At 43.3% G+C, this 24,692-nt stretch carries 20 protein-coding genes; 4 read left to right on the forward strand and 16 right to left on the reverse strand.

Translation table 11 applies throughout. The features are described 5' to 3' along the window. Positions 1 to 39 precede the first annotated feature (39 nt). The gene (locus OIU26_RS02745; protein WP_264215868.1) at positions 40 to 1,803 is read left to right on the forward strand and encodes a methyl-accepting chemotaxis protein; all 1,764 of its coding nucleotides are present in this window, start codon (positions 40 to 42) and stop codon (positions 1,801 to 1,803) included. 93 nt (positions 1,804 to 1,896) lie between these two features. Here the strand turns inward: OIU26_RS02745 and OIU26_RS02750 are convergent, their stop codons facing one another. The 7 genes from OIU26_RS02750 to OIU26_RS02780 all read right to left on the reverse strand — a co-directional run bounded on the left by OIU26_RS02750 (position 1,897) and on the right by OIU26_RS02780 (position 12,371). Beyond that, entirely contained in the window at positions 1,897 to 2,949 is a 1,053-nt protein-coding gene (locus OIU26_RS02750; protein WP_264215869.1) for an arabinogalactan endo-1,4-beta-galactosidase, read from the reverse strand. A gap of 98 nt (positions 2,950 to 3,047) precedes the next feature. Beyond that, complete coding sequence (locus OIU26_RS02755; protein WP_264215870.1) at positions 3,048 to 5,135, reverse strand: beta-galactosidase; 2,088 nt, start codon at positions 5,133 to 5,135, stop codon at positions 3,048 to 3,050. A gap of 28 nt (positions 5,136 to 5,163) precedes the next feature. Then, positions 5,164 to 6,042 (reverse strand): carbohydrate ABC transporter permease, encoded by an 879-nt coding sequence (locus tag OIU26_RS02760; protein ID WP_013371914.1) that lies wholly within the window; start codon positions 6,040 to 6,042, stop codon positions 5,164 to 5,166. A 27-nt stretch (positions 6,043 to 6,069) separates the two neighbouring features. Next, on the reverse strand, positions 6,070 to 6,960 hold the full coding sequence (locus tag OIU26_RS02765; protein ID WP_016822416.1) for an ABC transporter permease: 891 nt from the start codon (positions 6,958 to 6,960) through the stop codon (positions 6,070 to 6,072). A gap of 187 nt (positions 6,961 to 7,147) precedes the next feature. Further along, positions 7,148 to 8,830: an extracellular solute-binding protein gene (locus OIU26_RS02770; protein ID WP_264215871.1), complete on the reverse strand. Its 1,683-nt coding sequence runs from the start codon at positions 8,828 to 8,830 to the stop codon at positions 7,148 to 7,150. A 120-nt stretch (positions 8,831 to 8,950) separates the two neighbouring features. Further along, on the reverse strand, positions 8,951 to 10,576 hold the full coding sequence (locus OIU26_RS02775) for a response regulator (RefSeq protein ID WP_264215872.1): 1,626 nt from the start codon (positions 10,574 to 10,576) through the stop codon (positions 8,951 to 8,953). Next, positions 10,551 to 12,371, reverse strand: a complete 1,821-nt coding sequence (locus OIU26_RS02780) for a sensor histidine kinase (protein WP_264215873.1) — start codon at positions 12,369 to 12,371, stop codon at positions 10,551 to 10,553. Before OIU26_RS02780 ends, OIU26_RS02775 begins: the two co-directional genes overlap by 26 nt. Positions 12,372 to 12,503: 132 nt before the next feature. Between OIU26_RS02780 and OIU26_RS02785 the strand changes: the two genes are divergently transcribed. Then, a complete protein-coding gene (locus OIU26_RS02785; protein ID WP_264215874.1) occupies positions 12,504 to 12,662 on the forward strand; it encodes a hypothetical protein in 159 nt (52 codons plus the stop codon). On the opposite strand, the gene OIU26_RS02790 is transcribed toward OIU26_RS02785, so the two are convergent. Further along, the gene (locus tag OIU26_RS02790) at positions 12,655 to 13,092 is read right to left on the reverse strand and encodes a NucA/NucB deoxyribonuclease domain-containing protein (protein WP_013371920.1); all 438 of its coding nucleotides are present in this window, start codon (positions 13,090 to 13,092) and stop codon (positions 12,655 to 12,657) included. The two genes, OIU26_RS02785 and OIU26_RS02790, sit on opposite strands and share 8 nt — an antisense overlap. A gap of 141 nt (positions 13,093 to 13,233) precedes the next feature. Here OIU26_RS02790 and OIU26_RS02795 point away from each other — a divergent pair, with 141 nt between their 5' ends. After that, complete coding sequence (locus OIU26_RS02795; protein WP_013371921.1) at positions 13,234 to 13,428, forward strand: hypothetical protein; 195 nt, start codon at positions 13,234 to 13,236, stop codon at positions 13,426 to 13,428. 384 nt (positions 13,429 to 13,812) lie between these two features. Further along, the gene (locus OIU26_RS02800) at positions 13,813 to 14,115 is read left to right on the forward strand and encodes a hypothetical protein (RefSeq protein WP_013371923.1); all 303 of its coding nucleotides are present in this window, start codon (positions 13,813 to 13,815) and stop codon (positions 14,113 to 14,115) included. 72 nt (positions 14,116 to 14,187) lie between these two features. Here the strand turns inward: OIU26_RS02800 and OIU26_RS02805 are convergent, their stop codons facing one another. The 8 genes from OIU26_RS02805 to OIU26_RS02840 form a co-directional block, all read right to left on the reverse strand. Further along, positions 14,188 to 16,074: an Ig-like domain-containing protein gene (locus OIU26_RS02805; RefSeq protein WP_264215875.1), complete on the reverse strand. Its 1,887-nt coding sequence runs from the start codon at positions 16,072 to 16,074 to the stop codon at positions 14,188 to 14,190. A gap of 120 nt (positions 16,075 to 16,194) precedes the next feature. Then, a complete protein-coding gene (locus OIU26_RS02810) occupies positions 16,195 to 16,617 on the reverse strand; it encodes a hypothetical protein (RefSeq protein WP_013371925.1) in 423 nt (140 codons plus the stop codon). Positions 16,618 to 16,633: 16 nt separating this feature from the next. Further along, positions 16,634 to 17,302: a uracil-DNA glycosylase gene (locus OIU26_RS02815; RefSeq protein WP_013371926.1), complete on the reverse strand. Its 669-nt coding sequence runs from the start codon at positions 17,300 to 17,302 to the stop codon at positions 16,634 to 16,636. A 258-nt stretch (positions 17,303 to 17,560) separates the two neighbouring features. Next, positions 17,561 to 18,223 (reverse strand): S-layer homology domain-containing protein, encoded by a 663-nt coding sequence (locus tag OIU26_RS02820; protein WP_264215876.1) that lies wholly within the window; start codon positions 18,221 to 18,223, stop codon positions 17,561 to 17,563. Positions 18,224 to 18,448: 225 nt separating this feature from the next. Beyond that, positions 18,449 to 20,218 (reverse strand): aspartate--tRNA ligase, encoded by a 1,770-nt coding sequence (gene aspS / locus OIU26_RS02825; RefSeq protein WP_264215877.1) that lies wholly within the window; start codon positions 20,216 to 20,218, stop codon positions 18,449 to 18,451. Positions 20,219 to 20,395: 177 nt separating this feature from the next. After that, positions 20,396 to 22,750 (reverse strand): ACP S-malonyltransferase, encoded by a 2,355-nt coding sequence (fabD, locus tag OIU26_RS02830; protein ID WP_264215878.1) that lies wholly within the window; start codon positions 22,748 to 22,750, stop codon positions 20,396 to 20,398. Between the two features lie 31 nt (positions 22,751 to 22,781). Next, positions 22,782 to 23,735 (reverse strand): acyltransferase domain-containing protein, encoded by a 954-nt coding sequence (locus tag OIU26_RS02835; protein ID WP_264215879.1) that lies wholly within the window; start codon positions 23,733 to 23,735, stop codon positions 22,782 to 22,784. A 62-nt stretch (positions 23,736 to 23,797) separates the two neighbouring features. Further along, positions 23,798 to 24,673 (reverse strand): SDR family NAD(P)-dependent oxidoreductase, encoded by an 876-nt coding sequence (locus tag OIU26_RS02840; RefSeq protein ID WP_013371931.1) that lies wholly within the window; start codon positions 24,671 to 24,673, stop codon positions 23,798 to 23,800. Positions 24,674 to 24,692: the final 19 nt, after the last annotated feature.

Consider the following 24,692-nt stretch of genomic DNA (forward strand, 5'->3'; position numbering starts at 1 on the left):
ACTGTAGCATTAAATTAAAATTTAAAGGAGAAGAAACTTGTGAAAAACTTGAAGTGGAGCACTATGTCCTTTTTTGGTAAAAATCTATTAATATCTTTTCTTAACATCGTATTAATAGGTGCTATTCTTATCACATCTAGCTATATACTTCAAAAGAACATTCTCACCACGCAACTGCAAGATCAGGTAAAAGTGCTGACCAAAAAATGGGCAGAAGATGTTGACAAAACAAAAGTACAACAAGCATTAAGCGAAAAAGATTATAACGGTTCTGCTCAACAAGAAATACGCAAATTTCTAGATTCCATTCACACATTTTATCCTAATGTCGCCCAAGCTTACATATTTGGGACAGAACTAAAAGAAGGAAATCAAACCTCCATTATTGGCGTTCCCACTAATTTGGTTCAAGCTTTCCAAAACTCGAAGATGAATATTGGGGATATGTACACGTTGCCTGACGAAAATGCAGACGCCGTAAATAAAATGCTTCAATCCAATGAATCAGCATTGAGCAGCTTTTATACGGACGAATATGGCACATGGACTACTATTGTTTATCCGATTACAGATGCAAGCGGTAAAGTCACAAGTGCAATTTACTTTGACGTAGATGCGAGCTCTGTACCTACGGGTCTTCATAAGTTGCTTGTATATGGTGTTTCACTGCTCATTCTGTTTCTTGCTATCTTCTTGACAATTCAATACTTGCTGGTAAAACGCACGCTCTCCCCGATTCGTTCCTTGATGAAGGGGATTGAAGAAGTCAGCGAGGGTAATCTGAATGTAAAAATCAAGACAGGCCTAGACGATCTTGGTATTATCAATCAAAAATTTAATTCAATGCTCAAGCGCCTTAACGATACGATGGTGAAAGTACAGGATACGACGCAAGAAGTAACAGGATCAGCTCAGGAATTGTTAAGCATTAGCGAGAAAAATAGTACGAATACAAACATCATTAACAGCAATATTCGGGAAATAACTCAGGGACTTGAAGCTCAGGATCACGCAGCACTTGAAAGCTCCAGGGCTATGAATGAAATGTCTACAGTAATCCAAACCATTGCTGAAAGCTCCTCTTCTGTAGCGGATCAAGCTTATTCCATGGAAAAACGCTCCGTTGAAGGCAATCAGGTAGCACAAAAGCTATCCACTCAAATGGACTCTATCTCCACTACAATGGGCAGTACAGTTGATTCGGTTAATGCACTGCAGAACCGTTCTAACGAAATCAGTAATATTGTAAGCATCATTACCGGCATTGCCAGCCAAACGAATCTGCTTGCTCTCAACGCTTCGATCGAAGCTGCCAGAGTGGGTGAAGAAGGCAAGGGTTTTGCAGTCGTAGCGGGAGAAGTGCGTAATTTGGCTGAGCAATCTCAAGAGTCCGCCAAACAAATTGCAGAGCTTATTGAAGAAATTCAAAAAGAGATTGAACAAACTGTAAAAGGCATTAGCCTGGGTACAAAAGAAGTTCACGTCGGACTGGAAGTTACGAAGCAGACAGGCGAAATGTTCTCTGAAATTTTAGAAGCGTCCAATAAAGTGTCGTCACAAATCCAGGAGGTATCCAGTGCAACTGAGCAAATCTCGGCCAGCACGCAGGAAATGTCAGCTACCTCGGACGAGTTGTCTTCCACAGTCAGCAAAACAGTCAACAGCAGCAAACAAATTGAACAAACCATTGGGGAACAAACCGAGTCTATGGCTTCAATTGTCCAAGCTTCGGACAAGCTTACATTGATGTCCGGGGAGCTGGAAGAGCTTATTTCATTCTTCAAGGTAAACCGTGAAGTCTAAAACTATAACTATCCAATCCTCATAACAACAAAGAACCTCTAATCTGCATAAAATGCGCATTAGAGGTTCTTTGATATGTTCTTACATACTTCTTTAGTTTAAAAAGCCTTCCAACGCTGAGGTTGGCTTGCCGTCAGCCTGCCAAGCACCTTTGTTATAACCTTGATTATAACCTGGGGTTGCAGCCGGCTCCCAATAAAATACGCCCACGCCTTTGCCCCCTCCGATACTCCGAACCTTCGTTTTGATTGCAGAAATAAATGCCTTGGAAGCAGCAGGTTCATTATACTCCATTCCGATTTCACTGATGACAATGCCTTTACCATATTTTGCAATGAGACTATTGGCATTGGTAATCGTCTGATCCACCTTACCCTGCCAGTCAGAGGAAGACGGATATAAAGACAGGCCAATAAGGTCGAACTGAGCTCCGTTTTCAATCAGTCCACCAATGTTCCAGTTTAAAACGGAACTGTTATCCCCATTAGCTAAATGCACGATCGTCTTGGTACTGCTGCTTACGGATTTAACAGCGTTATTCCCTGTATTGATGAGCCACGCATAGTTTTTCATATTCACCGAGGCTTTGCCATCATCCCAGAGCATTCCATTGTTCGTCTCATTGCCGATTTGCACCCAATCCGGTGTCACACCCTTGCTCTTCATCGTGTTCATTACATAGACAGTATGGGACCAGACCGCATCCATAAGTTGCGTAAATGTAAAATTGCGCCATGCGTAAGGCTTATTCTGCTGGCCTGGATCAGCCCAGGAATCGCTATAATGCAGGGTCAGCATAACGCTCATGCCTAACTTTTGGGCTCGCTGCGCAAGTTCTGCCGCCTTCTCAGCATTCATGTATCCGCTTGCATAATCCTTCATGTCAGGATTTACCCAGACGCGAATACGAACCGAATTGATCTGATAATCGTCCCGTAAAATTTGCAGCACGTCCCGGCGAACCCCTTTTTTATCCTTCCAGGTCATACCTTGGGCTTCCATCCCTGCAACCCAGCTTATATCTGCTCCTTTGGCGAAAGCAGGGGCGGCCGAAGCCGCACTCACTCCCACAGAGCCCAATGGGTACAAAAAGCTGGATAACAAGATCAACATCGCAAATACCATAGTACGTTTACCTGTTTTCATAAGTCATCCCCTATCTAAATTATATACTCACATTGCCTCTGGCCAATCCACTTGCTCCCTCACTCGGGAAACGGCGGCGATCACATGTATAACGTGTTCTAATTATTGCGCTCTGCCTTTAAAACCTTAACAGCATAGGCACCCAGTTGAACGCTGCTATCTGCTATCACATGATTTTCAAGCATATCCGAATAAGTTCGTCCATCCAGTGTAAGCTTTTGCGGCTCATGCGTAAAATTCATTACAAAAATATAGTCATGAACTCCATCAGTACGAATCGCTGTATTCACCCCATGTGGCAACTGCACATCGAGTGCTTTACTGAGACCTGCATCGTCAATTAAACTTTTGTAAAAATGACTATGGAATAGTCCAGTGTTGCGTGAAGCAATGTAATAAGCTTTTCCCTGTCCCAAACGGTTCACCGTCAAAGCCGGACGGCCTGCATAAAAGTCTGCTCCGTACTCAGCCAGTACCTCTGCATCCTCCGTATGAATGAGATCACACAATTCTACAGCTTCATATTCCCCTTGTAGATCCAGCTCATTGCCTTCAACCGGTATAATGTAATTACGATCATGATCATGCAATCCATCAATCTCTTCCGACCAGATCCCCAGCGTCTTACGAAGCGGTCCTGGAAAGCCTCCAAGAAAGCATAAATCATGTTCATCCACGATGCCGGACCAATAGGTTGCTACGAATATGCCCCCGTTTTCAACAAACTTCTGTATGCGCTCTCCTACACCGCTGCGAACCATATACAACATCGGAGCTACCAAAAGCTTATATTTGGAGAAATCTGCATCCATATGAATGACATCTACTGGCACTCCCTGCTCCCACAATGCCAAATAATGTGCTTCAGCTGTCTCCTCATATTTCACGCCTTTGTTCCGCGGTCCCTGTGAATCGTTGATTCCCCAACGGTTCTCCCAGTCAAAAATGACTGCGGCCTCAGCCGGTACGGATGTACCGATAACCTCTTCCAGTTTTTCCAGTGCATGGCCGACATCTGTCACATCCCCGAATACCCGAGTATGCTCGTGTCCGACATGATCGACGACTGCACCATGCAGCTTTTCACTTGAACCGCGGCTTTTCCGCCACTGAAAATATTGAACGGTGTCTGAACCGTGCGCCACAGCCTGTAAAGACGATAGCAGATGCATACCTGGTCGCTTCAGCTTGCTAACGTCTTGCCAGTTCGTTAAGCTTGGCGTACTTTCCATGAGCATCCAGGGTTTCCCACCTTTAATGGAGCGAATAATATCGTGCATCATAGCCACTCTCGCAGCCTGACGGCTGTCATCCCCTTCACGGTCATGCCACGTCGGATAACTGTCCCAGGATATAACATCGAGCAGATCAGCAAACTTCCAGTAATTCAATCCTTCAAAAAACTCCATTAAATTGGTTGTGACTGGAATGTCCGGATTCGCAGCCTTGAGCGGCACAATCTCATGTTTGATAAAATCTGCGGTCTGTTCGGTTACAAATCGTCTCCAGTCCAAATTCATGGCATGAACCTGCGTTTCACCATGAGGTGCCGGAGATTCAACTTGGCTCCAGTCCGTAACTGTATGACTCCAAAATGTCGTCCACCATGCATGATTAAGTTTATCTAACGTACCATATTTATCCTGCACCCAAGCGCGAAATGCCTCCTGACAGTGATCACAGTGGCAGTCTCCACCAAATTCATTGGAAATGTGCCAGCCAATAACAGCAGGATGATTAGCGTAACGCTCAGCCAGCTTCGTATTCATGATACGTACTTTTTCCCGGTAAACAGGCAACGTATAACAGTGGTTGTGTCTAAACCCATGTAAGTTACGGACACGGTTAGCCCCCACTCGCAGCACCTCGGGATATTTTTGCGACATCCAGGCTGGTCTTGCTCCGCTAGGAGTAGCCAAAAACGCATAAATTCCGTTTTCAGCAAACGAATCCAGAATACGATCCAGCCATTCAAACGTAAATACGCCCTCCTCAGGCTCTAATGAAACCCATGAGAAAATGCCGACAGACATCACGTTACATTTGGCTAGTTTCATCAAGCGGATATCCTCCGCTAATACCTCGGGATATTGCTGCCATTGCTCCGGGTTATAGTCCGCTCCATGCAGCATACGTGGAACTCGCTCACTAATGGGTGGGTACTTGGTTATGTTTGAATAGGTCATTACAAATCATCTCCTTGTATTAGTTCTATTACTCTTTGACGGAACCTAGTGTCATACCTTTAACAAAATACTTTTGTAAAAAAGGATATACAACAAGAATAGGCGCTGCACCAATGAAAATTTGTGCTGCATTAACCGTCGTTTGTGACAGTAATTCCATCTCTTTGGGACTCATGCTCATGGAACTCATGTCCTTCTGTATAATTACAGTTTGCAGGAACGTCGCCAGCGGATAATCCTTTGCATTGCTCAAATAGAGCAGACCGTCAAACCATGAGTTCCAATGAAATACCATACTGAACAGCGCAATCGTTGCAATGGAAGGCATGGATATTGGTAAGAAAATACTAAACAATGTCCGAAAATGCCCTGCTCCGTCGATCAATGCGGCCTCTTCCATCTCTTTGGGAATTCCTCTAAAAAAGTTCAGCATAAGAATGACCAGAAATGTATTGACCGCTCCTGGCAAAACAAGTACCCAGAAGCTGTCCATAAGATGGATCTTTTGAATAACCATATAGAATGGAACCAGACCACCGTTAAAAATCATACTAAATACAAACAGCCATGAATAAATGTTGCGACTGCGGAACACCGTTGTTTCCTTCGAAAGCGGATAAGCAGCTAAAAAGGTAATAAGTAGCGTCAAGCCGGTTCCCAATACAGTCCGACAGACAGAAATCCAGATGGAGTGGAGAAAAATCGGGTTATTCATCGTCTTCTTATAGGCTTCTAATGAAAACTGCACTGGCCACAGGCCAACCAGATTGGCATCTGCTGCTGATTTAGCACTAAATGATACTGCCAACACATGAATCAATGGAACGATACACATGATAGACAAAATCACTAGTAAGCAAATATTGAACACATTGAAAATGCGGTATGGCGTTGTTTTATGATACATGACTCTCCCTCTTTCAGCCTCGTGGAATCAGAATATGCGGTAACCTGCCCATTTGTAAGCAAGCCGATAAGATATCAGAATGAGAATCATACTGATAACGGATTTGAACAACCCAATGGCGGTAGCAAAGCCCATCTCCCCATTGATCAATGCTGTCCGATAGACGAATGTGTCAATAATATCGCCTTTTTGGTATACCAACGGATTATAAAGGTTGAAAATCTGGTCAAAACCGGCATTCAGAACATTACCAAGGGCGAGCGTTCCAACAACGACCACCATCGGAATCAATGAAGGTACAGTAATGTGCAGTGTCTGTCTCCATCGGCTCGCTCCATCCATTTCAGAAGCCTCATACAACGAAGGATTGATACCCGCCAGTGCAGCGAGGAATACGATGGTATTGTAGCCAAACTCTTTCCATATGTCCGATACAATGACGGTAAAACGAAACCAGTTGTTATCTCCCAGAAAGAAGATAGGCTGGATTCCTATACTTCCAAGAATCCGATTCATAAATCCATCAGTAGCCAACAGATCAATCAGAATTCCGCCCAAGATAACCCATGACAAAAAATGTGGCAGATACACCAATGTCTGAATGGAGCGCTGAAGTCCGACCTTGCGAATTTCATTCAGCAGTATAGCAAAAACAAACGGAACCAACAGATTGAAAAACATCTTTAACACAGCAATAATCAGCGTGTTCCATACGACCTGAAGACTGTCCTCCCGTTGAAACAAAAAGCGGAAATTATCCAGTCCAACCCATTCGGAACCAGTTATGCCTAGCCAAGGCTTGTAATTTTGAAAGGCCATCACGATGCCGCCCATCGGAATGTAGCTGAATACAATTAAGAAAATGATGGCTGGCAGCAGCATGATATGAAATGGCCACGTACGTTGCAGACTTCTCATTGCAGTTCCTCCTGTAACTCTCATGGTATACCTCAATTATAAAAGCGTTTTCGCAGTCTCAACAGTTCAAAAAACCAACATACATGGCACAAAAGCAATCATTTTAATTAATCCGTGTGAAGCTTAAGTAAAAAGGCTGTCCACCTTGGGACAGCCCTCCTAATTTGTTTTACAACATCGACAACTTTTACTTTTCTACGCTCTTATACCATTCGTTTACTTCATTTGTAATTTGTTCGCCACCAGCGGCTTTCCACGTCTGTACAAAGGTATCAAAAGCAGAAATCGGCTGTTTGCCATAAATAATTTCATTGAAGGTCTGGCTTTCAATCTTATCCAGGTAATCCTTTTTAGCCTTCATGGTTGGTGTAGTTGGTCCTGTGAACTGATCTTTCATAGAGATATCCTTTTGTTCCATAAGCACTTTGGCCGCTGCGGGAGTGTCTTTCCCGTAATTCACCATTACATCTTTCTCCAGTCTGGTTTTCGGTTCTGCACCGTCAGCCAAGCTTAACAAAGCCTTCATTTGGGCATCAGGGATACGTGCACCATCACGAACCAGCAAATAACGAATAGAGTTTACATAACCGCCTGGTATTTTATCAATAGACATCAGCTTTCCATTGGCATCTAAATCATAATCGTAGCCCTTAAACAGCCCATTCGACAAGTCACCGTCCGGTTTGGCATTTGCATAATGGTCAAACAAGTAATTTTGATACGTGAAGAAAGCTTCAGGATGCTGCATTTGTTTGTTGATGAGTACGACACCATTGGTGTACTGCGTTCCATGGCGCATAGCTTTGTTGTCAGGTCCCGCTGGAATCTTGATCGGCTTCCATACAGCACTCGGCGCATTTTTAACCGTATCCTGGAGCGGCCAACCGCTCATCCAATATGGTCCTGGAATCATCCCGGCTGTCCCTGCAACTGTAGGTTCTGCCGTTTTATTTTCATCCCACAATGCTGCTTCCTGAGGAATATATCCTTTTTTGAGCCACTCGCTCAGCTTTTGCAGACCCGGTTTCATGCCAGGCTGAACAGAGCCATATTCCAAGCTACCGTTTGCACCTTTGTTCCACTGTTGGGGTAGTGTGCCAAAAGCTCCGAAAATCCAGGACGGATCACCCATCCATGTGTTCATGGATGTTTTGAAACCGATGCTGAGCGAGGTCACTTTGTCCGGAGCCAGTCCGTCTGGATTTTTGTTTTTAAAGGCATCCATCACTTTTTCCAGATCATCTATCGTCTCCGGAGCCTTCATCCCCAGCTTATCCAACCAATCTTGTCGTACCCACAATACATAATCATGGTTATAAGCGAAATCAAGCACAGGGATACCCATTTTTTTACCATCTCGGCTATACTGATTCCATACGTTCGTATCCTGACTCATGGCCTGCTTCCAAGAGTCCGAAGCATACTTATCAAATAATGGGCCAACTTCAGCGAACATACCGGAATCGATCATATCCTGGGCCAGCTGCTCATTCTCTGTCCCCAGTACAACGACATCAGGCATCTCCTGACCGGAGGACATCGCCAACCGCAGCTTGGTCGCAAAAGCACCATTTGTATCCGTGACAGACCAGAGTGATTTTACATTAATACCAAATTTCTCTTTGGCCCATTTTGTCGCAACGTTATTTTCGATAGATTCGCCATTTTTAAATTTTAAGGCGGGATCTACACCCCATACCGTGGATATTGTAACTTCTGGGTTGTATTTTTCTTTGTATACGTTTTCAGTTTTAGCTGTGCTGTCCGCATTCCCATCATTTCCTGCACCTGAGCAGCCCACAAGGCCAACCCCTAATACCATAGTTGCGGCGAGCAACGACAATAGCTTTTTTTTCGAATGAACTCGCATCTTGTTCCCCCTCTAAAAATCATTTTCTACTCTTTTATTATAAGAGGGCTTTTCTTAGCAGCCTATGTCACAAAATAAATATTTCTGCACCTTTCCCAACTGATCTTTACTCATTTGTCTTTACTGGTCCCGAAATTCATGCGGAGTCATTCCATAATGCTTTTTGAACATCTTGCTGAAATATTGGGGATTCTGATAGCCGAGTTCAGTGGTTATTTCATATATTTTTTTGTTGGAATATTTGAGCAAATAAAGAGCCCGTTCCATTCTCATTCGGATAATATAATCTCCCAGACCTTCTCCAGTTTCAGCTTTATAGATTTTAGACAAATAGACGGGATGAAGATAAACTTGGTCGGCAATCGTCTTAACAGACAGCTCCTGTCCTTTATCCTGGGTGATCAGCTCCTGGACCTGCTTGACCACATAGCTTTTGGCGCTTTGCTCGCTTGCAGACCACTCGGCTTTAAGCTTGTTCATCATGGAAAATATCCACTCTTTGAGGTGTGGGAACGAATGAACCAATTTCTGCGCATGTAACGGATCAAAGCCTACTTGGTCCATCTGTGTAATGAAACGTCCTTGTTTGTGAGCTGTATACATAAAGGCGCTCGTTACCGAAATAAACAGTTCATATAAATGCTCGCGTGTATATCCCGCCTCTTCCATTTTGCCAAATACACGGCTTACTTTTGCTTCGGCCTCTTCCCATTGCCTGGACTCTAGCAGATGAGTAAGCGTAGGGTGCGTATAAAGCCCCTCCAGCGACTTCACTGAGTTGTGTGACTGTTCTGTCTGCTCTTCTATGAATAGGAGTGGATTCGTCTCCTCCTGTTGGTTCCAATATACGGATCTAATCGCTGTCTGATATAGCTTAGGCAGCTCATCTGGGAAATTAAACCAATTGGTTAATGTGACGTAAATTTCCCCTTTCAAGTAATTGCTCACATTTCTCCGAAAGGTTTCAATCGCTGCTCGCAAAAAATGATTCTGCTCATCCACAGTCCGTTCAGGAAACAAATGCCAATTCCCTTCTATTAATACGATTAGGCAATCATGTGGCGCTTTGCAATGCCAAACATGAAAATCAGGAGCAAACACTTCTTCTGCAATATTCCCAATCGCATACTCAATTAAGGACACTGAGTGATAATCCATGTCAGAAAATTGCTTGCCCAGCTGAATAAGCAGCATACTGGCAGGATGTTCTGTGCGTAGCTTGATTTCATACTCGGACATTTTGTCCTTTATTTTTTGTAAAGTTAAATCACGCCCGAGTAACAAATCGTGCATCAAATGAGTGCGCAGCACACCGTAATCGTTCCTACGACTGTATTGTAATTGATGAACCTTGTCGAATGCTTCCCATTCTTCCTTTAGCGAATCCATGGCAGCTGACACACATTTGATAAACTCTTCATCATCCACCGGCTTTAAAATGTAATCAAAAGCCTTAAGCTGGAGCGCTTTTTTAGCGTATTCAAAATCAGCATAGCCTGTCAGTAATAAACTACGGATATGCGGCCAACGCTCGTTTACTTCAACAATCAACTCCAATCCCGTCATGCCGGGCATACGAATATCCGTAACCAGAATATCAATGTCGTATGCTTCCAGCACATCTATTGCTGCCAAGGCAGAAGCTGCTTGATGAACCTTCTCGATTCCCAACGTCTCCCACGGTATAGTAGTCGCCAGGCTTTCAGTAACATAGCTTTCATCATCCACTAGTAATATCTGAACCATCAGTATCCTCCAATTTACTATTTCTTGAATTTGACGAAGAATGGATCAAACCGTCTTCCTGCCCTTCTTCAATTGACAGTGGCCATTTTAATATCACTCTCAACCCTCCCAACGGAGACAACGAGAATTCCAGCCCGGCGTTTTCACCAAAATGTAATCGCATTCGTTGATGCACATTCCATAAACCATAACCACTTTTTTCTTCTACAGGTTTCTCTAGTGCTAATGTAAGGGACGTTATACCTTCATCATTCAAACCGAGCCCGTTATCATCTACAATCAAGTACATGGATGAGCCGACACACTCAGTCATAATACGGATTATACCCTCCTCCGCCTGAGGTTCTATTCCGTGCAACACCGCATTTTCCACCAGGGGTTGCAATACAAGCGGTGGAACCAGCAGATGATTGGCCTGTGAAGAAATATCAATAGTGAACGTTAACCGTGGCATACGCATCTGCTGAATTTTCAAATAATATTGCACAAACTCGACTTCATCTGATAAAGGAACCAAATCTCTTTCCTGTCTTGTCGTATAGCGATAATATTTGGATAAATTATGAGCCATGGCCACGACTGCCTCATGATTGCGTAGCTTTGCCATACTCGTGATAAAGGAAAAACAATTATAAAAAAAATGGGGATTGATTTGAGACTGGAGCTGCTTTAGACGTGCTTCCTTCACATGCAGCTTCTCAACGTAAACTTTCTCAAACAGCTCCTGAATCTGTTCGACCATCAGGTTGAATTGACGTGACAGAAATGCAAACTCGTGACTGCCCTTAGGACTCAAACGAACAGCGTAGTCTCCATCCTTTAATCTCCGAAATGCCCGCACAAGCTGGAGAATCGGGACTTGTACCTGTGAATGAAGGAGATAAGCACCAATGATGCCTACCAGTAGTGAGCCAACAACGGTTATATAAAATAGTCGGTTAGATGAGTAAATCGGAGACATCATATCGGACAAAGGCATGTAGTCAATCAAATACCAGCCTGTCGTTTGCGAAAGAACGGCGTGAACAAGGTAACTCTCTTCTCCAATTTTCACGGTCAAATTATCAACTTCATGTAATCCCAATTTCTCCAGTTTCGCAATCAGCTGGCTTGACAATTCTTCATTTGCAGAGCGATTATAAATCACTCCTACGCCTTTTTTATAATAAAAAGGCTCCTTTCGTCCATCGCCTTTAAAGCGGTCAAGCATGTCCTGAATATTGCTGCTATCGAATTCCACTTTAATAATCGTGTTAGCGGTTTCCGGTTTAGCTAGAGAGGAAAACGGGGATAAGGTATACAATGAAAATATAAATTGATCCTTACCGTACACTCTTTTCTTAGATACCTGCCAGCCGTTTGTAATCGATTGATTTAATACCTTCTGATCATAATAACTGGCTCCATTCTCCGATACAACTCGTCCAAGTGAAGGGGAATATATACTCAGCCCTGTTCTCCAGTTAGAAGAGCTTTCCTGAAGCCCAAGCTTGGTTTGAATCCGCTTGACCAGGTTAATTCCATCCAGATTGAGAGTCTTGTCCTTTAAAAAAATCGCTTGAAAACTGGCTACATCAGGATCATGAATCAGCAGATGCGGCCAGGAGGAAATCATTTCAATATTCGTATTCACCTGGTTTTGAAAAAAAGTCAGCTGATTATAATTGGATTGATTCAGTTCCTCACGTAATACACCTGTCGTTGTCTGATTAGAGTAGACATACAGAAGCAGCACAGGTATCAGCAATACGATAACGATGGACACGATTTTAGTATAAAAATTAAATTTAAACATGAGTTTCACACATCCTCTGCACAAAAAACAGGCATACTTAAAAGGTATGCCAGAGCCCTGACCTTCGTTGCCGCCACTACATACTATACATTATTAAGGGTTGGCGGTGATAATATGTTTGACGCTAAGCAAATGGAATGGTTAGACCAACTATCTGCTGAAGACCTGGCCATTTTAGCTGCCGGCTTCAATACACTAGGTGATTTTTTTGATTTTCTGGCGCTGATTAAAGCCAAACAGGAAACATCTAAGGAGCTAAAAGGTAAAAACACGAAATCAAAAACTATTTAATAACGAATTTTACACGAGTTCCATCCTCATACTGATCTAACTGGTGACTGACCCATGATCCTGCCCCACGGTTATCCTTAGGAGCTATGTATTTGACATTTGCACCCTTGCCCCCTTCTGAGCACATAGCCATCGGCCATTCATCACGATCAAACCCTTTACGAGTAGGAACACCCGCAAGCGAATGCTTACGATTTTGCTCGGCTCCTTCCCGGTCAATTGTGCATACTGGTGATTTTCCCGCTTGAATGGCTTCCTTAATATGCTGCGCCGTTTCAGGATAACGACCTGACGGAAATTGCAGCGTTACCTGAGCTGATGAAGGCGGGTTCTCTCCTGTTATTTTTGTAAAAAGATTGTCTCCTTCAACCCAGTAAGCGCCCACAGCTAGCAGCACTAAGGCTATAAAACTTAGTAACTTTTTCTTCAATTTCCCTCTTCCTTTCAAGCTATTCCAGTAAATGACCTTCAGCTAAGGCAATCCCCAGATTTTATTTTTTGTAACCCCTTACCGACTATAAAAAAAGATTAAATATCCGACGACAAATAGTATAGAGAGGAGGTTGTACGAATGAACGATGAGATCCAACTGGCCGTGAGCCAAATGCAAGCTGTTGTAATCCGGTTACTGAATGGAAATACCGTAATTGGCTGGCCTAAGCTCCTATCTGACCAAGAAACTCAGCAATTCAAGCTCTACGATGACGAACACGTATATACGATTTCCGTTAATGACGTGGATACAGTCGCAAGAGTTATTGTATAAGATACAGGAAGCACTTAATGAGTCATCCAGCGGACAAGCCCAAACAAGGCGCACCACAGGAGAAGACTGATCAGAATTCCCCAAAATAAACCTTTAAAAAGCTTCATACCATACTGACAACCTTTCCGACTGGGCTTTTTCCCCATTATAACATGTCAGAAAGACAGCTGTCGCAGCTCGCTCTTACATTGTCTTTGTATCATATATTTCAAATTTTGAAATCACGATACCAAGGGAAAAGCGCAAAATTCCGAAATTATGCCTGATCACCAATGAAAATGCAATCATGACATAATAAAAGTCACAATTTAATCGAAATTTAATGAAAATTTTCCGAAAATGATGTATAATTATTGACATAAGAAAACGCACGAGGTGATCATCATGGCATTATTAAACAGAGTTAAGGAATTAAAATTACAACTGCCTAACGAGCATCATAGCATTTCACAATACGTGGAGCATGCACTGCATTCGATTGACAGTTTTGTAGAACAACATCGTCAATTTGTAGCCGCTCAAGCTTTATATGGTGAAAAAATCAATGGTACGGAAGAAAGATTATTTCGCGACACAATTGCTGAGATTAAAGCCCAACTGGTAGCTACGCTGGAGAAAACAGTTGAAGATTTCGCACATAAAGGCGATAAGCACTGGAAAAATCATTATCAGGACGGCGTAGAATAAGCTAAAAATAAACCCCCGGTCTTTGGACCGGGGGTTTATTTGACATACGCCAGGTGTGGTAATGTGCGTTGACTATTTTAAAACTTTGGCAGATGTCGTTACCTTCTTACCACCATAGACTACTTTAATACTGGAGCTTCCGCTATCCAATGCCTTCACCTGACCAGCTGTAACCTGTACGATCGACGGTTTGGAGGATGTCCATACCGCTGAATTGGTCACATTTGCAGTCGCGCCTGAATCATAAACAGCACTTACGCTAAGCACTTGAGACGAGCCTTTAGGCAGCTTCAGGTTTTTATTGCTCAATACCAGCTTAAGCAACTTAGGTGTAACCTTTATCTCCACGTTAAACGACTTATCCTGGTACGTACCCGTAATGGTTGCTGTTCCAATTCCAACAGCTTTAATGGAAGACCCTTTTACGACCACTACAGAAGCATTTGATGTTGTCCATTTCACTTTACTGCTCAGGGTAACTTTTTTACCATCTGTATAATTGCCGACGACTTTGATGGACTTACTTCCCTTCAAATTCATCTCAGCATTCGAAAAGCTTGGTGTCAATGTAGAAATGGCTCCCTCCACAATGACAGGCACTTTCACGTATTTATTCATATACATTGCCTTGATTCCCGAGTTGCCACCACTCACCGCTTTTACTTTTCCATTTCCTACAGTCACTGCGGCTGTTGTAGCTACCCAGCTTACCTGGTTGGTAACATCCAGTACTCCACCACCAGCCATATGTGCTTTTACGGTCGGAATACTTGTTTCTTGGCCTGCAACCAATACATACTTTTTCTCAGAAGCCGTCAGCTTGAGAACTTTATATTGTACGGTCACTGGAATGTCCAGCTTGAGCGCACCTACTGTCGCTGTCAATGTCGCACTACCTGGGTTTACTGCAACCAGCTTACCATTTGCAATCTTGACTGCACTCTCACTGCTTAAGCTCCATTTTACATCGGATTGAACTGCTTTTTTGGCTCCATTGACCAAATAAGCAGATATACTTGGAAGAGAAGTTTTGCTTCCAGTTTCGAGAGTCAGACTGGCTTTGCTTGAGACCAGTTTTTCAACAGTTGGAAGTACATTAATCTTCAGAGTCTTACTCAAACCATGATAGGAGGCTGTAATCGTCGAATTCCCTACATCCATCGATGTGATTTTACCTTGCTCCACCGTAGCAACCAATGAATTAGAGGAAGTCCATTCTGCTGTGTTGGTCACATCTGTTTTACCGCCAGTCAGATTCACATCGGTTGCAGTAACCTGAAACGGGGAGCTACCCAGATAGACCGATTTGGAGCCAGATGCACTCAGTACCAATGCCTGGGATGAAGAACGCACATACACGATCAATTGTGCATTAAGTCCATCTTTGGTGGCTTTAATGTAAGTCACGCCTTTGGCAAGAGGACGTACAAGTCCATTTTCTACGGTAGCAACAGCTTCATTCGTAGATGTCCATTCCACGCCAGACACATTTTCCGTGCCGCCTCCGCTAAGCACACCTTGAGCAGTCAGTTGCTTCGATTCTCCGCCAATGGTCAGATTCAGAGGACCCGTCGGATTGAATTGCAGCTTGCTGTAAGGCGATTTTACCGTAATCGTCGTACTTACTGTTTTCTGATCATATGTGGCAACAATCTTAATCTGCCCTTTGGACACTGGAGTAATGAGTCCCTTTTCTACCTTTAAAATACTTGAATCTCCGGAGATCCATTCAGCTCTTTCGGTTACATCCGTTTTACCAGTCTGCGTCACAGACCACACTTTTAATTGAGCGGGGCTTCCACCCAGATTAACTGTGGTTGGATTTTGATTGTCCCACTGTACTGTGGAGGTCGTTTTCTCCTCAGCCCGGATCAAACCTGCTGGCCATGCTGCGAATACAAACATCAGCAAAGCAAGTAAGAAGGTACTCCGTTTGCTCATACGTTTCATACGCTCCATTCGTTTCTCTCCCTTGGTTTCATTCTATAAAACAGGATATTATTAACAATCCCAATATCTTTTATCGGTAAGCAGCTAACTAAATTGAACCCTTCATCAAAAAAAGGTGAATTATTACAGTTAAAGTTCTCCACGCAGTGACCTCACTACAAATAAATGCTCTTCCTTGGATAAGGTTTGTCCATCCTCAAGAGTCACATGGTCTGCCGAGTGACTAACCAGCTTTACATTGTAAGCAATCAGTTGATCATCTCTCCAAATCGTCACCGCCGACTGAAAATGAATGGCATTATCAAACTGTAACGGAACGTTCATTACATAACCGAAAGTGTTCAGCCTAGCTGGATGGCGGCTTTTACGCTCACGTCCCGGAGGAAGCATGGTAATATGCGTAATATTTTCAAAAGGAATAGCCAGCATTTTCGGGCCCAAAATAACGCATTTTCGTATATCATCCCATTTTTCAAGTGTGCCGCGCACCTTCTGGGTATGACCGTTGTTGCCGTGATATAAAATGACCTGACGTCCCTTCCATTGACGCATGTCCTCACCTCCCGTGCTAGCGGTTAGGAATCTCCCACTGAATCGGTTCCATTCCATGCTCCTGCAAAAATGCATTGGTACGTGAAAAAGGCTTGCTGCCAAAAAAACCTCTGTGAGCCGCCAATGGACTCGGATGGACAGATTTCAGCACCAAATGCTTGCTGGTATTCACAAAACTGGCCTTTTTCTGAGCATGACTCCCCCACAAAATGAACACTACCGGCTGTTCACGTTCATTAATCGCTTCAATGACAGCATCCGTGAAACGTTCCCAACCTATTCCCTGATGAGATTGCGGTTGTCCTTCACGCACGGTCAACACGTTGTTCAGCAGCAGCACACCTTGCTCAGCCCAAGGAACGAGGTATCCCTGATTCGGAATGGGAGTGCCGACATCATCGCGTAACTCCTTATATATATTTTGTAGAGACGGCGGTGTACGCACACCAGGTCTAACAGAAAAGCTCAAGCCGTGAGCTTGTCCCTCTCCATGATATGGGTCCTGTCCCAATATAACCGCTTTGGTCAGATGATATGGCGTTAATTTGAGTGCTGAAAACAAGTCTTCTTTTGGAGGATATACCTTATGTAACTTGTACTCTCGAGCTAACGTATACCTTAATTCATTAAAGTAAGGCTTTTCGACCTCTTCTCGTAGTACATCATCCCAGTCATTCCCAAACATACCGCTGTCTCCTCTCAATATGTAAATCTGTGAAAGCTGTAAACTTTTGTCCAAACAAATAAAGCTGACCCCTCATCCGGAGCCAGCTTATTTATTCGTTACTTGTGTTCTATGCCGAAGGACCAGAAAAGTATTCTTACGATAGTCAACTACCGCGGGGTCTAAATTCGATTTCCTTATTATAGCATTCACGGTATTGATGTCAAGTAACTGAAAGCTTAAATTCCTCAGAAGAAAAGCGCTTTGTTGCTGTATTGGTTACGACTTTGGATGTGCATTCAGGTATTCCAATGCATTGTATAACATAACAGCAGCCTCGGCACGTGTAATCGCACTTTTGGGATGAAAATTTCCCTTCCCATCCAGGACATTGACCTTGTACACTAGTGAGCGTTGAATGCTACCTTGGTAAGAAGGCTCCAGTTCGCTGTCATCCGCAATATTTGCAGGTGCGATTTTAATCAAGGGAAGAGCACCTGCTTTTTCCATGCCCTGAATCAACATGTGGGTGAACTCTTCCTTGGTCAGAGCTTTGGCAGGATTGATATCTTTTGGAATGTCTACGCCATTATAATACGCGTTAATAAAAGCTTCAGCGTACCATGCGGTATCTTTAACCTGGGTAAACAATCCACTCGCCTGTGGCGCCTGGTTCAAATCAATGGCAGCCAAACTGAGCTGAAGTCCACCCGAGATCAACTGAATGCCTTGGGCAACGGTCACTTTAGATGAGGGGAGAAACTGCATGTCTGAGGCACCTTTAAGCAATCCCCGCTCTTTAAGGGAGATGATTTTTTCTTTGCCGTTTACATGGTCCAAATCCCTGAATTGACTATCTGCCGCAGACAAATGACCTCCAATCGAGAAGGACAGCAGAGCTACAGTCGCAAGGGCTGCGATTGCATTTTTTCTCATGCGCATGTTAAGTTCCACCTTGTAGTTGAATTAGGCCGCTTGGCCATTAACAACTTCTTGACGTGGTTCAAGCTAGAAAGGTTGCAGCAGACGCTACTAACCTAAAGTGAACGATCTAAGCTAAATAAAAAAACTCTCCTCTGCTTCTAGCAGGGAGAGTTTATAGCTCACTCCATCGGATTTAATTGCGTGCTGGATTCAGCTTTGCTTGCAGTATCTTGTTAAATCCGTTTATTCTGTTTGTGGCTGAGCATTTGCCAATTTGATATGAACATCTCTCAATTGTTTGTCAGTAACCTCCGAAGGAGCTCCCATTAATACGTCCTGTGCTTTGCTATTCATCGGAAAAGCAATAACCTCTCGAATATTCGATTCATTTGCAAGGATCATCACAATCCTATCAATTCCAGGTGCTATACCTGCGTGAGGAGGTGGCCCAAATTGAAAAGCATTAAAGAGTGCAGGAAATCTACTCTTGATCTCTTCATATGTATAACCCGCGATCTCAAAGGCTTTTACCATAATCTCTGTATCGTGGTTACGGACAGCACCCGAGGACAGCTCAATCCCATTACATACAATATCATATTGGTACGCCAGGATATCCAGAGGATTCATATTCAGCAGCGCATCCATACCACCTTGCGGCATCGAAAACGGGTTATGACTGAACTCTATTTTATGGGTATCAGGATCCAATTCAAACATGGGGAAATCAACAATCCAGCAAAACTTAAACGTATCCTTTTCCAATAAATCCAGCCGTTTGCCTAATTGATTTCGGACAGCACCAGCTATTTTTTCGACATTTTTAAGCTCATCGGCAGCAAAAAACAGTGCATATCCCGGACCAGCTTGCGTTACATTCATTAATTCGTTTTTTACCTTCTCCGGAATAAATTTTGCAATTGAGCCGCTGAGAGACATATCATCATTGAACTTAATCCATGAAAGGCCCTTCGCTCCAGCCTCCATAGCAAAGTTCACTATATCATCGTAAAAGCTTCTTGGCCGCCCTCCACAACCAGGAGTTGCAATAACTCTTATCGTTTTATTTTTAAACACTTTAAAATCAGTCTCTGTAAAAAGCTCTGTAACATCATGGATAATTAATGGATTTCTTAAGTCAGGTTTATCGCTCCCATATTTGAGCATGGCTTCTTGATAGGGAATTCTACTAAAAGGCTTTGAAATTTTATAATTTGTAAATTCGGAAAAAACTTCATACAGCATATTTTCAACTACATTAAAAACATCTTCCTGTGTAGCAAATGCCATTTCCAAATCCAGCTGATAAAACTCGCCAGGCGATCTGTCTGCCCTTGCATCTTCATCTCTAAAGCACGGTGCAATTTGAAAATATTTATCAAAGCCGGAGACCATTAATAGTTGTTTAAATTGCTGAGGTGCCTGAGGCAAGGCATAAAATTGGCCTGGATGCACTCTACTAGGAACTAAATAGTCTCTGGCGCCCTCTGGAGATGAACTTGTCAGAATCGGTGTCTGAATCTCTAAAAAATCCAAATCAATCATCTTTTTTCGGATACTTTGAATTACTCTAGAACGAAGTACAATATTATCATGCAGTTTTTCATTGCGCAGATCCAGAAAACGATACTTTAATCTTATATCTTCCCGAGCTTCATGTGCTGAAGATACTTCAAAAGGCAATGGATTCATGACCTTTCCTAACACTTCTATCTCCTTGGCAACGACCTCAATATATCCAGTTTTCATATGGGGACTGATCGTACTTTCGGATCTGTGACATACAGCTCCTATGACAGAGATGGTTGATTCCCTGCTGATCTTGGATACAAAATCCTTTAATTCATTAGAATCAGAGACAACGATTTGCGTAACCCCATAATGGTCCCTAAGGTCAATAAAAACAATCCCGCCAAGGTTACGAATATTTTTAATCCAACCTGCAATTCTCACGATTTCCCCGACATGCGTTTGATCCAGTTCTCCACAGTTATGAGTTCTATACCTATGCACGAAAACACCCTCTTTCTTTTACCCTAGTATCTAAATGGTTTTAATGATGTAACCCATGGTCTGATTGCAGAGATTGTCACTCTATCCTGCATGTATCCGGCCATGGGATTATTCAGCTAGAACGTACTGCACTTCACTATTAGCTTCTCGTAGCTTCTCGCCATTGCTTGAATCCAACTAGATTGTAAGTAGACTAGCAGTTAAAGCTTTAAATCTTTCATTCAGGTGTTCTGCAGTCTCAACCATTATTTTTTGTCCTATATCGTCAACATGTCTATTCTTCCAATCCTCAAGGGCTGTCCCCTTAACCCATTGATTAAAAGCACCAAGGGCTGGTCCGCAGTGTACTTGATAATCGACCCTGTTGTTTTTGTCCCCATTAATGGCAAGTCGGGTAGAATAAGTAAAGTACCATCTAAATATCAAGGCCATCTTACGTTTTGGGATTCTTTCAGCTTTTTCAATGATTTCAGCCGGGTAATAAGCTTTAATATCTTCATAGATTTGTTCGATACTCTTCTTAAAATATTTTTCTTCAATATAATGTTTGGTTTCTCTATCAATTTCATCTATGGAATTATAATTCCGGTAAAGATCATATAATTTATTCGCCCTGGCCGGGAAAAACACTCCTTTTTTCATAACCTGAACTTTTGCCCCCATTTCAAACATATCCCCTGCTGGAGCGTAGTCCGTATCCTGAATGTTTAATTGCTGGAGCAAATCTTTTACTTCATCACTCGTCCCTGCTTCAACCGTACACTGATTGATAGAACCCGTCATGATAAAATCAGCACCTAATATAAACGCTGCCGCTGCAGCTTGTGGAGTCCCTATTCCCCCCGCTGCCCCTACCCTTATGCTTTTATTGTATTTATACTTTCGAATCGCTTCATCCCTCATCTGAAGCATTAGCGGAACCAATACATATGCAACTGCATGGTCGGTATGCCCGCCTGAATCAGCCTCGACGCATAAATCATCAACCATGGGAATTTCCATTCCCATCATCGCCTCTTCCCGGCTGATCCTATTTTCCGCCAGCAGCTTATTTATAATATTCTGAGGCGCAGGACTCAGGAAGGCTTCAACAACCTCGGGTCTGGATACTTTCGCTATAATTCTGTTCTGTAGCGTTACGTTTCCCTTTGCATTCCGTCTCAGTCCCTTCAGCCTGTACCTAACCAAAGAAGGCGTGATACTCATAAACGCAGAGGCTTCAATATTTCTAACACCGTATTTTATGTACAAATCAACGATGTTATTTTCTATGTCTGGGTGGTCTGGCACATGAATAAGATTCATTCCATAGGCTTCGCCATGGTTCAATTCCTTTTGAATATACTTTATGGTTTCCTCCAGAGCATCCATCTTCACTCCCCCAGCTCCAAAAAATCCCATCATTCCTGCCTTTCCTGCTTTTACGACCATCTCTTTTGAAGAGATGCCCTTGTACATAGAGCCTATAAGATACGCATACTTAATGCCGTAATCTTGTTTAAATTCGCTATGCCCAAGAGACTCCGCCGTAAATCGTTTGCTGGATTCCAGTACGTCATGACCGGATTTTGTTCTGGGAGCCTGTCGCTTTTCGGATATCGCTTCATCATTTCTCAACGTATCCTTCGACATCCCCTCCTGTACCTGCTCGCTCCGGTCTTCAACCTCCGTCACGATCAATGGCTCTGCTTCTCGTTGTATGGCATTAACCAATCCTGCCACGACATTTCCAGGCCCGATCTGGATAAACTGGGTTACACTTTTACCCATCAGATAGCGTATACTTTCCGACCATTTGACCGGGCTTACAATCTGGTTGATCAGCGTGCTTCTTAAGTCCTGCTGCTTGTAGGGTCTGGCATGGACATTTGAAATAACGGGTATTTTGATGTTCGAGAATTCGAATGGCGCCGCATAGGCCTCAAATTTCTGTTTGGCATTTTCCATATATCTGGAGTGAAATGCTCCACTTACATTCAAAACCACATAATTTCTGGCTCCAGCATCCTCAAAAATCGGTTTCGCCTGCTCAATCAGTTCCTTTGGCCCTGAAATGACAATCTGGCTGGGCGAATTATAGTTGGCAACATCGAGCTCTACTAATTTATTTTTTTCCATTACTTCCCGAAACACTTCTTCTTTCAAGCCTAAAACTGCCGCCATTCCGCCACCAGTAGCCCGAGCCATCAGCTCTCCTCTTTTTTGGACCAGCTTCAAACCGGTTTCAAAGTCAAACGCTTCCGCGGCAAATAAAGCATTATATTCACCCAAGCTATGTCCTGCAACATAGTCGGGTTTTATTCCGGTCTCTCGTATTTTTTTTAGGTAGCTTAAAGCGTTTACGACAAATAGTGCTGGCTGGGTAAAATCCGTTTGTCCGAGCTGGTTGGCAGGGTCCTCAAGGCACAGCTTCTGAATAGAATAACCAAGAACTGCATCCGCTTGGGCAACCAATTCTGGAAATTCATCAAACAGTCCTTCGCCCATACCTTTCACTTGAGCTCCTTGTCCAGGGAACAGATATGCGATCATTGATTTCCTCCTTGTTAGTAATGGATGCATATTAGTCAAATATTTCGAACAGACGATCCAAATTTTTTATATCCTGTTGAAAAGGGGAGAGAATGGAACAAACACTTGCCTTTTTCTTGGGACCAAAATTATACTTTACAAAATTAGCAAGCGTGCCCGAGGGACCGAGATCAATATAAACAACCCCGTCACTATCTCCCAGACACTTTAGAGCGCTCTGAAATTGGATAGGCTTCCTAGTGACGTCCCAAAGAAAACGGTTGTCAAGCCATGTCGTCTTCCCGCCGTACATAGATGAAACCATATTTATTTTAGGACTTCTTAGGGTCTTGAGCTTTAAGAACGCCGTATATTCCAATGCAATAGGGTCCATTAAGGAAGCATGAAAAGCATAATGTACTGGCAACCTTTGATAGATCATTTCATTTGCTTTCAAATAATGTTCAATCTCTGTCAGACCCTCGCAGCTGCCTGAAATGACAAAATGTGAGTCAAAGTTGATGGATGCCAGTTCTGAGTTGGTATTCAATATGGGTGCTTCGTCGTACAGACCGGGATTGCCAATGACGGCCAGCATGCCCCCTTTCGGACAATAGGCCTTCACCAACTGTGCTTGCTTGATAATACATTGAAGCGTATCCTCATAGCTCATGCAGTCAGCCACAGCAACAGAAACAGACTCACCCAGACTAGAGCCTAAAACATAATCAGGATAAATTCCCTTTTCCAATAACACCTGTGTGAGCGCATATTCAACCATGAAAATTGCAGGGTGAGTATATAGCAAGGTATCAAATTCTTCTCCCCTGCGACGCGTATCATCGTACAGCGTTTTTAATACAGAGCTGCCTGTAATATCCGTATGAATCTCATCCAACCTGGTCATCCATGTTCGGAAAACCGGGTTGGACATATATAATTCCTTTCCCATGCCGTAGTATTGCGAACCCTGGCCTGAAAACATAAAAACCACTGATCTGTCCATCCGAGTAACCCCCACAACGTATTGATCAGACTCTCCTAAGCAGTTCCTCTATCATTCAAAGTTCACAACAAATTGCGCACTAATTGCATTTGGGATGCCGTAGGATTGCTTTCGTTAAGAACATTCTCCATATGCTGCCTGATTGCAGGTTTGAATTTCGGTTCTGTGATGATATATAGCTGCCCTTTTCGGATGCCCTCAAAAATCTGATTGGCCACATCCTCCGGAAGTATTCCATTTTGGACAGCCTTGCGAGCCAATTCGGTAATAACTTGTCTTTCAGGTGGAAGATTGCCGCTCCCATCTGGCTTACGCAGCTCTGTCGGGCGGTTCCGCTCTGCATCCATGATTTGAGTACGAACGAATCCCGGACATACAACCGACACTCCCACATTAGAACCGATCAATCTGAGCTCCTGATATAACGTTTCAGACAGGCTTAAAACGGCATGCTTTGACGCGCTGTATATTCCATTTCCAGGACCGGACAGCAGACCGGCAATAGATGCTGTATTTACAATATGGCATGGAGTTTTTTGTTTCACCATAATAGGAACAAAAATTTCGGTGGCAAACAGAATTCCCCAAATGTTTACGTTGATTACCCACTGCCAATCTGCCACAGTATTCTCCCATAATAAGCGGCCTGTGCCAGCATCCACGCCTGCATTATTGAACAAAAGATGCACAGCGCCAAAGGTCTGAACTGTTTTTTGTGCTAATAAACGAATATCAGCTTCTTTGGAAATATCGGTCACAACGGAGAGGGTAGCTGCACCCATTGCTTTCAATTCTCGTTCAGTCCTTAGAAGAGCCCCCTCTTCAATATCCGCCAAAACGACCTTCATTCCTTCTTTGACACATCGGTCTGCAATAGCTCGGCCAATTCCGCTGGCAGCTCCCGTAATCACAGCTACCTTATCTTTGAACTCCCTCATTTGTACCTCCGGATTATTC

The sequence above is a fragment of the Paenibacillus sp. BT-177 genome (assembly GCF_025846815.2).
Taxonomy (GTDB): Bacteria; Bacillota; Bacilli; order Paenibacillales; family Paenibacillaceae; genus Paenibacillus; species Paenibacillus polymyxa_C.